The following is an 11,779-nucleotide window of genomic DNA, read 5'->3' on the forward strand; positions in this document are numbered from 1 at the left end:
AATTAATCAATGGAAACCTTAAAAAAAGAAGATCATAAACAACATCTAACAATGGAAGAAAAATTAAATTCCTTGCGAGCTGGAGTCTTAGGCTCTAACGATGGTATTTTAACGGTGGTTGGGGTGTTGTTTAGTGTTGCCGCCGCTACCACGAATGATTTCACGATATTTATTGCGGGATTGTCGGATTTGTTAGCTTGCGCTTTTTCAATGGCAGCAGGGGAATATGCTTCGGTTAGTACCCAAAAGGATTCAGAAGTTTCAGCCGTTGATAAAGAAGCCCAATTGCTGCGTAGTGATTATGATGGTGAAATTGAGGCAGTGCAACAATATTATCAAGAGCGAGGAGTGACTGCGGCCACCGCACTCGCCATTGCTCAAGATTTGATGGCTAAAAAGCCACTAGAAACGATTGTAGATGTGAAGTATGACATTAAATTGGGACATTATATGAACCCATGGGATGCGGCCTTTTCATCAATGTTTGCGGCCGCTGCCGGGGGCTTGTTTCCATTGTTAGCCATGACCTTTGCGCCGGACCCATATAAATGGTTGAGCACTATTTTAGCAGTAACGGTGTCAGTAGCTTTAACTGGTTATTTAAGTGCCAAGTTAGGTAAAGGAAACGTTAAAACTGCGGTCATTCGAAACGTGATTGTCGGTATTGTAACCATGATTATTCACTATGGTATTGGTAAATTATTTTAAACAAAAAAAGGCTAACAGTCATAGACTGTTAGCCTTTTTATTTAAATAACTAGATCAGATGGTAATACTTGATAACGATCGAATAAACTTTGGTAACGATTGATTTCTGTAGGAGTATCTTCGGTACTGTAAAAATCAATGGTTTGTTTATGAGTATTTTCAGCCAACAAATCTGCTTGAGATAATAAGCTAATAACGCGCTTAGAAACGCCATCAAAGCCATCATAAAATTGAACGTTAGGGAATAATTTGGCAAAACTATTACGAACAAATGGATAATGAGTACAGCCTAACACAATACTATCTACACCTTTGTCCTCAAAGGATAGTAAATTATCAACTGCAAATTGATCAATTTGGGGACCTTCAATGACGCCGGTTTCGATGATATCGACTAAACCAGGTAGTGGTCTCAATAAGATATCAGTATGAGCTTGGTATTTTTGGTATTGAGTTTGAAATTTCGGTAATTTCATGGTCAAAGCGGTACTTAACACTAAAATATGTTGATTACCTTGGACTACGGCTGGTTTTAAGGCTGGTTCAATCCCGATAATTGGAATTTCGGGAAACTCATTAACCAGTTGTGCTTTAGCAGCACTGGTAGCAGTATTACAGGCAATAACGATTGCTTTGACGTTTTTCTTTAACAAGAACTCCACGTTATTTCGGGAATAGTTGAGGATTGTTGGTTGTTCTTGGTCGCCATAAGGGGCGTTTTTAGAATCTCCTAAGAAAACAAATGATTCATGTGGCATGATGGTAGCCATTGTACGAGTGGTCGATAGACCCCCGATACCGGAATCAAAGACTCCAATTGGACGATTATCAGACATTTTTCCATCTCCATTTCGAAATTCTGTAGCCTATAGTATAGCACAAATTACTAAAGCTGCCATTTAATGGGGAGCGAAAGCATCGCTATTTTGCAAGTAAGCTAATTCATCAAATACAATTTTTTGTTGCAATTGCTGAGCAACGTTAATGTTTAATTTATCATTTTGAAGATTTTGTTGCAGAAATTCATATTCACTGTGAAAAGCACTTAAAAACAGTTCGTATAAGACTTTAGCATCGGGAGCTGCTAGAGCCATTCGTCGGTGCCTTTGGTGATAGTAACGTCTAGCTTCATGTAATTCTACTGAATCATGATATTGATGTCGATATTTTTTGAGTGCCTGATTAACGGCCTGATATCCTGCCGTTTCCAGGGGAATAATTTGTTCGTGATGATGCTCAAAGGCGCGTTGCCAATAATATTGTTCCGCAATAATGGGTGAAGTTAAGAAGGTGTTTTGAGTTTCAGCCAGACTCTTAAATAAATGACCAACGTGAATGCCAAATTTAAGTCTTAGCCAGAGGTTTTTAAAGGGATTGTTGTTTAAGGTATAAAGACTCAGGGTTAAAAATTCCTGATAGTAATAAGATTCATCGGCAGTAATTTGGTGGTTGGCCTCTAACTCTTGGATGGCTTGAATTTCAGCTTCATAAGCATAACGGTAAATCTGTTGTAGCTTACGGTGAGCAATGCGCCGATGCTGGTGTAATTGTTGACTGAGTGCGTCCGTGACAACTTGAACTTCAGCCGGATGGTTAGCCGCTTGCTGTTTTAGTTGATTAATGGCTACCATGATCATTTCACGACGCCAATTATGTTTAGGCTTGAAGCTACTACTGGATTCTGGTTTAGTCAGGATAGGAACCACGATGGCTGCCACAATTAAACTAATCAAAATAGTTACGCCAACGATAAAAATCAAAGAGTTGCGGGTAATCCACTGATTAGGATGAATTTGATTAGGAATTAAAAATGCTAAGGATAAAGAAATCGTTCCACTAGCACCACTAACGGCCATTAACCAACTATCTTGCCAGCGATGCTGACTTTTAATATGCATCCACACAAGGTAACGACTCCAAAACAAACGAATTATGAATTTGAGGACGTATAAGCTGATGGCAATGGCAATTAACAAGGTTAAATGGTTAGCATTGCCGATTTGATAAGCAATTGTAGGAAGTGAAATCCCTAATAGAACAAAGATAATACCGGTTAAGGAATTATCGATGATTTCCCAAACACTAGTACGCACTATTTGCATCCGACTCGACACAAACCGCAAATTATCGTTTTCAACACCTTGAACTAAGCCCGCAGCTACTACGGCTAAAATTCCGGATAGTTCTAAGCGTTCAGCTAAATAATAAACTATGAAGGGAACCGTTAATTCAAGCACCATCATTACTAAGGGTTCATCGTCTTGACTACGAATTAATAGGGAGCGAATTCGATGAAAAATCCAACCGATGAAAGAGCCCAGTAAAAGACCACCGACAAACTCTAGTAAAAACAACGCTAACGCGTGGTGAATGGTCACCGCACCGGCTAAAAACAAACCAATTGCTAAATCAAAGGCCACAAAACCGGTGGCATCATTAAATAGTGATTCGTTGTTTAAGATGATAAAAGGAATTTGAAATTTAGGATTGGGATTCGAAAAGGCACTAACGGCCGAAGCATCGGTCGGGGTTACAATAGCGCATAATGCAAAGGCTAAAGCTAGTGGTAGGACCGAAAAAATACTGTGTAGTAATCCTCCCACCACTAAAACAGTGGTTACTACTAGCATAATCGATAGTGAAAAAATATTAATGGCTCCCCGACCAATCCAATAACGTGATGCATTTTGCGCATCATTATAAAGAATGGGGGTAACCACTAAGAACATAAAAATAGTAGGATTAAACAAATAATTTCGATAGAGTGGAATTAGAGCTAGTAAAGCCCCACCAATAATGTAGAGCATGGGTAATGGTAGCCATTTTAAATGGTTACTGATAACGTTGGATGCTACCACTACTAATAATAGAAATAATACGAAAAAAGTCGTGTTCATAATTTCTTCTCCCTAATTCTGATTTGTTACTAATATTATACCTGTTACCATTAAATCCAGTAAATGCTGACTAGTACTGGCGAACTTGACACTAGGTTTTATAATATTTATATAGAAGAGAAAATTGAGAGGCGATTAAAATTGACGGGTAAAACAAAAAAGCAAAAACCCCAGTGGCAAAAAAATCTGGTATCGTTGTGGATTGGTAATTTTGCGACTGGTTCGGGCTTTAGTATGAGTATGCCATTTTTACCGCTATTTATTAGTACGATGGGACATTATCCTAAGTGGGAGCTGACTCTTTATGCAGGGTTGGCGTATGCGGTGACCTTTTTGAGTCAAGCCATTGTATCACCGATGTGGGGACGTTTGGCCGACAGAACTGGTAGAAAACCAATGTTACTACGGGCCAGTTTAGGCATGACCGTGACAGCTACTTTGACAGGATTTTCCACCACGGTTTGGATGTTGATTGCGTTACGCTTAATTCAAGGGATGTTTTCTGGATACATCAATAACGCCTATGCCTTAATTGCTAGTGAAGTTCCCAGTGATGAAAGTGGCAAAACGATGGGCCAATTAACCACCGGCGCCGTTGGTGGTCAGTTGATTGGACCAATCTTTGGTGGGGTGATTGCCGGTGTATGGGGCTATCGGGTACCGTTCTTTATTTTTGGCTTTTTAATGTTTGTGGCCACGGTAGTTACTTACTTTGGGGTTAAAGAAAACTTTCAACCAGTTGAAACTAACACTAAAGAACATCAAAGTGCGTTTGCCGGTATTCAAAATGTGGCTATTGTATGGGCGATGATCATTTCATCCATGCTTATTCAAGCGGCGACCAATTCAATTAATCCAATTCTGAGCTTATTTGTTAGGGAATTGATGCATAATCAGGGAAATATTGCTTTTGTTAGTGGGGTGATTGCTGCTTTGCCAGGAATTGCTACGTTATTAACTGCTTCTCGCTTAGGTGCTTTGGGGGATCATATCGGTCCGGAAAAAGTATTAGTCAGTGGTTTAGTATTATCTGCGGCGGTCTTTTTCCCAATGTTCTTTACGACCTCCGTGGTGGTTTTAGGTATTTTACGTTTCTTTGTCGGCATTGCTGATGCTGCATTACTGCCAATTACCCAAACAGTGACGATGTTAAATACACCAGCGGATGCGATTAGTCGTATCTTTAGTTACAATCAGTCGGCTCAAGCAGTAGGTTCAGTGATTGGACCGATGCTAGCTTCAGCGGTTGCCGGCATTTTAGATTACCGATATGTCTTTTTAATGACGACTATGTTGGTACTAATTAATTTGGGAGTAGTCGGTATTGCTTATCGTAGTGAAAAGAATAAAGTTTAAGCGATTAGAATTAAAAAGTTATAAAAATAATTTTAAGAATTATAAAGCTCCAGAAAAACATTACAATCAAAGATGATTTTGTAACACTTGTAATAATTTTAAACAGTGTTTGGCTTAATACCAGATGTTGAAGCTATTAATAAGACGGAAGTTATGTAATAATTCTTTACCTTTTTGACATTTTTTTGAACTGTTCCCGTAGTAAATGGCCTATATACTTAAAGAAATATTAAAGTTAGGTTTTGGAGGAAATATTTTGAAAAATCGTTTACATAAACTAACACTTCTCGGACTCGCAATCTCAGGCTTGGCTATCGGTGCTTCATTTGCAGCGTTAGATGCTGACGCCAGCACTACTATGACAATCTCAAATTTAAAAGATATTACTAGAACAGAATATGTTAAGAAGGCTACTAAAGGCTGGACTTATAACATTGATACTACTAAAGCAACGTTTACTAGTTGGGGTAAAAAGACCCATTACTTGAAGAACTACCCAAACACCACTTGGGTAGCAACTAAATCAGCGGTTATCACACCTGCAGGTAAAGGTAGCGGTCTTTACTATTTTGTAACTAACGGTCATGGCGATGTTAGTGGTTGGATTTGGAGCGGTTATTTGAAGGCTAAAGGCACTGCCGTTACACCATCAGTACCATCATCTCCAGCTTCAAATAGCTTTGACAAGGTTTATGAAACTGCTAAAAAATATATTGGTACTCCTTACGTATATGGGGGAACTACGCCAGCTGGTTTTGATTGCTCTGGTTATACTCAATACGTTTATAAGCACTCAATTAAGCAAAACCTTGCTAGAACTGCTCAAGCCCAGTACAATAGTACTGAAAAGGTTGCTACCGCCGATACGCAAAAAGGCGATTTAGTATACTTTGGTACCAGTAAAAATAACATTACTCACGTTGGAATCAACATTGGTAATGGTAATATGATTGATGCTCAAAACTACGGGGTTATTATTGAAAAAATTAATGCACCTTGGTGGAATAAAGTTGGTTATTCACGACCAACTAACCTTGTTCAATAGACCTAATTGGGGGATAAAAATAAATAATGAGAATTAGTTTAGGAAAAGTTGTTTTTGGTTTAGCTGCAGTGACCGGGATGGTAGCGGGAGTACAAATGAGTGCTGATGCCGCTACGACTCTTAGCGAAAAACCAGCAGGGACGATGGGTTCTAGTTACCCAGTTAAACAGTACAATGCTTTTGCCAAAAGTCGCTCTAGCATTAAGTATGCTAACTCAGTGCCTGATCTTTCAGAATGGCAAGGTAATTTTACCGATAGCCAAGTTAAGAAATTAAAGGGCCAAACACCGTTTGTAATCTTACGAGTTCAATATGGTAGTGATTACTATGATCGCACTTTTGATCACAACGTGGCTTTGATGAAGAAGTATAACGTCCCTTATGGTGTTTACTCATTTAGTCAATATAGCTCACCAAGTGATGCTAAGACTGAAGCCAGAGACTTGTATAAACGAGCACCAGAAGCTAAGTTTTACGTTAATGATTACGAAGATCAAACTTCTAGTGGTAACACCAATACGGCAGCCACTAATTGGTATAACACCATTAAGCCACTAGCTGGTAATCGTAAAGTATTGCTTTACTCTTACTACTATTTCATGACGTTACACGCTTCTAAAGCGGTGAATGATTATGATGGTTTTTGGTTAGCTGCTTATCAAAATAATGAACCAACCAACGCATCGCATGTGCTTTGGCAATATACTGATTCTTATTACTCCAATGCGCTTGGTCAATCAGTTGATGCAAGTATTTCTAGCAGCAAGGACAGTTCTTGGTTCTTAAGTGGTTCAACTAATTCTGGTAATGATAATGGCTCATCTAATTCTGGTTCAAACTCAAACTCAAACAATGAATCTAAGCCTAAGCCAACCGCTAACGTTAATTACACAACGGTTAAAAAGGAATTTACTATTAAGAACAAACCAGGCTACGATTTCTTTAATCACGTTCCTGGTAACGGCGTTTATGCTTATACTCGAAAGAATAATGGTAGTGCATATGCCGGTAAAAATATTACAGTTAACTCAATGAGTACGGCTAAAGACGGCTCAGGAGTGACGTATTACCGATCATATTATAAAGGCAAGAACATTGGCTGGATTAACAGCAATGCTTTAGCCACTAAGATTAATTACAAAGACGTTAATTTAAAAGTGAAGGTAAAAGCTAACCCTGCTTCTAACTTCTACAACCATGTGACTGACAGTAAATATACGGTTAAACGAACTAGCAAAGGTTCAGCATATGCTGGCAAGACCTTAACTGTTAACAGTCAAGGAGTTAAATACGGCTGGAAGACACCATATTATCGTTGTTACTACAAAGGTAAATTAGTGGGCTGGATTTACAAAGGTTCAGTTGACGTAATTGGATAATCAATAAAAAAGATCACCTTGAAATCAATCAAGGTGATCTTTTTTATTTTAACTAACGATTTTGATTTTCCTTTTTCTTTTGGTGAGCATTAACGAGGTTAATTATTAGTGAAATAGCTAGAAAAATACTAGCTAAAATGATTAAACCGATTTGTACGTTTTCAGCTGGATTTTGCGATTGAATATACCAAGCGATGGCAATTGATAAAATTAAGCAAATATCAGCAAAAATTAATTTTGGTGAGAATCCCATATTTTTCAGTCCTTTCTGCGTTATTATAGCAGATTGAGCTGATGACGTTAATCCTACTTAGATTGATTCAAGAAATAACTTAATGGCTGAAGGTCTTCTGCCAAATAACGTTGCTTGAAGGCTTGGATTTGCTCGTTACTGAACTGTGCTGGATCTAATTGCAAGTGTTCTACTGGAATTGGTCGTTGATCAACGGCATGAATATTGATCAAAACGGGTTCGCCCATTGCAGCAATTTCGTTGGCTTTGTCAAAAGCAGCAACCAAATCTTTAACATCGGTCACATCAATTCCGGTGACCCCCTGTGCTTCAGCGATTTTGGCAAAATCCATACTATCTAAGCTAATTCCAAAGAATTCATGGTTTTCGTCTTCTTGCTCATCTTGGATAAAGCCCAAAACATCGTTGCTAAATACAACGTTGATAATTGGTAAATGGTAACGCTTTTCGGTATCAAGGTCTTGCATAACCATTGAAAGGGCACCGTCACCAGCTAGATTAAATACTTGGCGACCGGGATATTGTAAGCTAGCGGCAATAGCACCGGGAAGCCCAAAGCCCATGGTGGCAAATAAACCGGAAGTAAACCAACGTTTTTGACCATTCATATGAAGCATTCGTACTGAATTTTGATCTACTTGACCTACATCCACTGAGAAAATAGCATCTGGTTGAGCAATTCGATTAATTTGTTTAAAGGCTGGTTCTACTCGCATCGGATTAGTGGTCCGGTTCATTAATGAATCTAAGTATTGCCACCAGTTCTTATTATTTGCGACATTAGCTTGATACCAGTCACTATCAGGTTGTGGTTCACTTAGCTTTAATAGTTTAGCTAGTGCTTCGCCAGCGTCACTTAAAATAGCGACATCCACGTGATGACGTTTGCCTAGGTTAGCAGAATTAGTATCGATTTGGATAACCTTTGCGTTTTTAGGGAACTCTTTATGACTGAATGGCATGTTGGAACCCAGCATTAAAATTAAATCAGTTTGGGCCATTGCTTCATTAGCTGGTTTCGTGGCTACTCGCATAGATGAACCTAGGTTGGCTTCAAAATCAGTTGGAATAATATCACGGGCAATAGCTGAATGCACGATGGGCATCTGCAATTTTTGAGCTAATTCCATTGTTTGATCAGCATGGTCTTGAATGCCGATACCTGCAAAGATAACGGGATGTTGAGCCTGCTTAATTAAATCGAGGGCCGCAATAATTTGATCATCTTCTGGTGCTTGTAACTGATTGAAACGATGAGCATTAGCGGCACTGTAGTAACCGTCAGCAGGAATTTCTTTACCGGCCAAGTCGTTAGGAATGATAATGACGGCTGGACCGTGATAGGCATAAGCGCGGCGGATGGCCTCGTCAATAACATGGGGAAGACTCTCAGCGGTAGTAACCGTGCGAGCGTAGACGGCACCATCTTGAAACATTGGATCTTCGTCTAGTTCTTGAAAGGCGTCCATGTTCATGTCGGCTTGAGGTGATTGACCCACGAGAAATAAAGCCGGCACCTTATCCATCTTGGCGTCGTAGATTCCTTGCATTAAATGAGTAGCACCCGGCCCGGCTGAACCGATTGCCACACCAATTTGTCCCCCGATTTTATAATCGGCACTAGCAGCCATAGCCCCAACTTCTTCGTGACGCACATGGATGAATTTGATGCGATCTTTTTCAGCATCTAAGGCGTACATAATATTATTAACCGTCCCACCAGGTAAGCCGTATAGATGATCAATCCCCCAACTTTCCATAGTTTGTAACATTGCAACTCCTGAATTAATTGTTTCGGTCATCAAAAATTCCCCCTCTAATTTAATAATAGAAACTGCTTTCAAATGTGATTTCATTTTAGTCTAACTATTAATTAGTAACAACGAAAATGACTTGAAACTTGATTGACTTTTGTGGTGGCACTCGGTAAGATAAAACCATCAGATTGCGATGAACAAATTCAGTAACTAACTATGGGAAAAAGAAAGTTAACGGTAACTGCGAGTTAACCGAAGTAGTCAGTGAAATTACAGTTTGGGAGCAATCACATTCGGGTCATTTCGTTATCAATGAACTAAGAGATTATCTATTAATTAATTGATAATAACCTGGGTGGTAACGCGGAAAATTTCGTCCCTAACATCATTTTGATGTTGGGGACTTTTTTAATTTAGGAGGAAACATAGATGAACATTTTGGACGATCTAAAATGGCGTGGCGCCATTAACCAAGAAACTGATCATGATGGCTTGAATGAATTAGTTAACGACAAATCAGTCGGTATTTACGTGGGAATTGATCCTACGGGAGATAGTATGCATATTGGGCACTTGATTCCATTTATGATTTTAAAGAGATTTCAATTGGCCGGTAATAAACCAGTGATTGTTATTGGTGGCGGAACTGGTTCAATTGGTGATCCTAGTGGTAAGAAGTCAGAACGAGTACTTCAAACTATGGATCAAGTGCATCACAATGAACAGGCTTTAACTAAGCAGTTAACTGAATTATTTGGCGCTGATGGTGATTTTGAAATTGTAAATAACTATGATTGGCTATCTAAACTTTCATTGTTAGATTTCTTGCGTGATTACGGTAAGTTCTTTAATGTTAATACTATGCTTAACAAAGAAGTGGTTGCTAGTCGATTAGAAGTAGGGATTTCCTTTACCGAATTTACTTATCAAATTTTGCAATCAATTGATTTTCTTCATCTATATCGGGCAAATGATGTTCAAGTTCAATTAGGTGGCGCCGATCAATGGGGCAATATTACCGCTGGTATCGATTTAATCCATAAAATTGAAGGCCCCAATGCTAGCGTTTATGGATTAACTATTCCATTGATGCTTAAAGCGGATGGTACTAAGTTTGGTAAGACTGCTGGTGGAGCAGTTTGGTTGGATCCTGAAAAGACAACTCCCTACGAATTCTATCAATTCTGGTTGAATCAAGATGATCGAGATGTCATTAAGTATCTCAAGTACTTTACTTTCTTAACTCAAGCTGAAATTGATGATTTAGAAGAACAAGTAAAGAATGAACCAGAAAAACGAGCTGCACAACGCCGCTTAGCTGAAGAAGTTACCAAGTTTGTTCATGGTGAACAGGCAGTGGCTGAAGCAGAGCATATTTCGGCCGCTTTATTTTCAGGAGACGTTTCTAAACTAACAGCCACTGAAATTGAACAAGGTTTTAAGAACATGCCAACAGTTGAAGTTTCTAGTGATGAAGTTAATATCGTTGAATGGTTGGTGGATGTGACCGGTATTGAGAAGTCACGTCGCCAAGCTAGAGAAGACATTAATAATGGAGCTGTTCGGATTAATGGGGAAAAAGTAACTGATACAGATGCAGTGATTAACCCACTAGACCACTTTGATGGTAAGTTCGTAATTGTGCGTCGTGGTAAGAAAAAATACTTCTTAGCACGTGTTAAATAAAGAAAAAAAGCAAATCATTAAATTGATTTGCTTTTTTTGTTGACAGGATGAAGAATCCTTGGTATATTTGTATACGTTGCTGATTGAGAGAAACAAAAAGCCATCAACGAAAAAAAGAATTTAAAAAAAGTAGTTGACGGATTACTTGATTGGTGATATTATTAAGTAGTTGTCGCAAGGAGCTAACAAGTTCCGATCAACAAGGTAGACCTTTGAAAACTGAACAAAATTTCGATTAAACAAATGTGCTGGGCGTCTTGATTTTAAATCAAGACCAAAACATTTGCGAAGTCAATTCGCTAGTAAATGAATCAAAAAATAATGAGCTTACAAACAGCTCAGTTTAAAACTGAGAGTTTGATCCTGGCTCAGGACGAACGCTGGCGGCGTGCCTAATACATGCAAGTCGAACGCGTCTTGGTGAATGATTGGCGGTGCTTGCACCAAAGAGATTTCACATTGAGACGAGTGGCGAACTGGTGAGTAACACGTGGGTAACCTGCCCATAAGCAGGGGATAACACTTGGAAACAGGTGCTAATACCGTATAACAACTCAAACCGCATGGTTTGAGTTTGAAAGATGGTTTCGGCTATCACTTATGGATGGACCCGCGGCGTATTAGCTAGTTGGTGAGGTAACGGCTCACCAAGGCAATGATACGTAGCCGACCTGAGAGGGTAATCGGCCACATTGGGA

At 39.1% G+C, this 11,779-nt stretch carries 9 protein-coding genes, 1 rRNA gene and 1 other annotated feature (1 of these 11 cut by a window edge); of the genes, 6 read left to right on the forward strand and 4 right to left on the reverse strand.

The annotated features are described in order from the left end of the window. Positions 1 to 9 precede the first annotated feature (9 nt). A complete protein-coding gene (locus tag HII32_RS04235; protein WP_246224816.1) occupies positions 10 to 708 on the forward strand; it encodes a VIT1/CCC1 transporter family protein in 699 nt (232 codons plus the stop codon). A gap of 41 nt (positions 709 to 749) precedes the next feature. On the opposite strand, the gene murI is transcribed toward HII32_RS04235, so the two are convergent. Continuing rightward, the gene (gene murI, locus HII32_RS04240) at positions 750 to 1,544 is read right to left on the reverse strand and encodes a glutamate racemase (RefSeq protein ID WP_172188602.1); all 795 of its coding nucleotides are present in this window, start codon (positions 1,542 to 1,544) and stop codon (positions 750 to 752) included. Positions 1,545 to 1,607: 63 nt separating this feature from the next. Next, entirely contained in the window at positions 1,608 to 3,605 is a 1,998-nt protein-coding gene (locus HII32_RS04245) for a cation:proton antiporter (RefSeq protein WP_172188603.1), read from the reverse strand. Between the two features lie 141 nt (positions 3,606 to 3,746). Between HII32_RS04245 and HII32_RS04250 the strand changes: the two genes are divergently transcribed. The 3 genes from HII32_RS04250 (at position 3,747) to HII32_RS04260 (ending at position 7,385) form a co-directional block, all read left to right on the forward strand. Then, the gene (locus HII32_RS04250) at positions 3,747 to 4,961 is read left to right on the forward strand and encodes an MFS transporter (protein ID WP_246224817.1); all 1,215 of its coding nucleotides are present in this window, start codon (positions 3,747 to 3,749) and stop codon (positions 4,959 to 4,961) included. 256 nt (positions 4,962 to 5,217) lie between these two features. Further along, a complete protein-coding gene (locus HII32_RS04255; RefSeq protein WP_246224818.1) occupies positions 5,218 to 6,006 on the forward strand; it encodes a C40 family peptidase in 789 nt (262 codons plus the stop codon). A 26-nt stretch (positions 6,007 to 6,032) separates the two neighbouring features. After that, positions 6,033 to 7,385: a GH25 family lysozyme gene (locus HII32_RS04260; protein WP_172188605.1), complete on the forward strand. Its 1,353-nt coding sequence runs from the start codon at positions 6,033 to 6,035 to the stop codon at positions 7,383 to 7,385. A gap of 52 nt (positions 7,386 to 7,437) precedes the next feature. Here HII32_RS04260 and HII32_RS04265 read toward each other — a convergent pair whose 3' ends face one another. Both HII32_RS04265 and spxB read right to left on the reverse strand, forming a co-directional pair. After that, positions 7,438 to 7,638 (reverse strand): hypothetical protein, encoded by a 201-nt coding sequence (locus HII32_RS04265; protein ID WP_172188606.1) that lies wholly within the window; start codon positions 7,636 to 7,638, stop codon positions 7,438 to 7,440. Between the two features lie 53 nt (positions 7,639 to 7,691). Then, entirely contained in the window at positions 7,692 to 9,440 is a 1,749-nt protein-coding gene (gene spxB, locus HII32_RS04270) for a pyruvate oxidase (protein ID WP_172188607.1), read from the reverse strand. A gap of 139 nt (positions 9,441 to 9,579) precedes the next feature. Then, positions 9,580 to 9,779: a binding site (T-box leader), on the forward strand. Between the two features lie 45 nt (positions 9,780 to 9,824). Here spxB and tyrS point away from each other — a divergent pair. After that, positions 9,825 to 11,081, forward strand: coding sequence for a tyrosine--tRNA ligase (tyrS, locus tag HII32_RS04275; protein ID WP_172188608.1), 1,257 nt, complete (start codon positions 9,825 to 9,827; stop codon positions 11,079 to 11,081). 345 nt (positions 11,082 to 11,426) lie between these two features. Next, a 16S ribosomal RNA gene (locus HII32_RS04280) occupies positions 11,427 to 11,779 on the forward strand; it runs 1,259 nt beyond the window's last position.

Origin of the sequence: Lentilactobacillus kribbianus (assembly GCF_013184075.1) — a bacterium.
Taxonomy (GTDB): domain Bacteria; phylum Bacillota; class Bacilli; order Lactobacillales; family Lactobacillaceae; genus Lentilactobacillus; species Lentilactobacillus kribbianus.

What these genes read in the sequence shown, in the direction of transcription:
- HII32_RS04235 (WP_246224816.1), top strand. Translation starts at nt 10, where the DNA reads ATGGAAACCTTAAAAAAAGAAGATCATAAACAACATCTAACAATGGAA.
- murI (WP_172188602.1), bottom strand. Translation starts at nt 1,544, where the DNA reads ATGTCTGATAATCGTCCAATTGGAGTCTTTGATTCCGGTATCGGGGGT.
- HII32_RS04245 (WP_172188603.1), bottom strand. Translation starts at nt 3,605, where the DNA reads ATGAACACGACTTTTTTCGTATTATTTCTATTATTAGTAGTGGTAGCA.
- HII32_RS04260 (WP_172188605.1), top strand. Translation starts at nt 6,033, where the DNA reads ATGAGAATTAGTTTAGGAAAAGTTGTTTTTGGTTTAGCTGCAGTGACC.
- HII32_RS04265 (WP_172188606.1), bottom strand. Translation starts at nt 7,638, where the DNA reads ATGGGATTCTCACCAAAATTAATTTTTGCTGATATTTGCTTAATTTTA.
- spxB (WP_172188607.1), bottom strand. Translation starts at nt 9,440, where the DNA reads ATGACCGAAACAATTAATTCAGGAGTTGCAATGTTACAAACTATGGAA.
- tyrS (WP_172188608.1), top strand. Translation starts at nt 9,825, where the DNA reads ATGAACATTTTGGACGATCTAAAATGGCGTGGCGCCATTAACCAAGAA.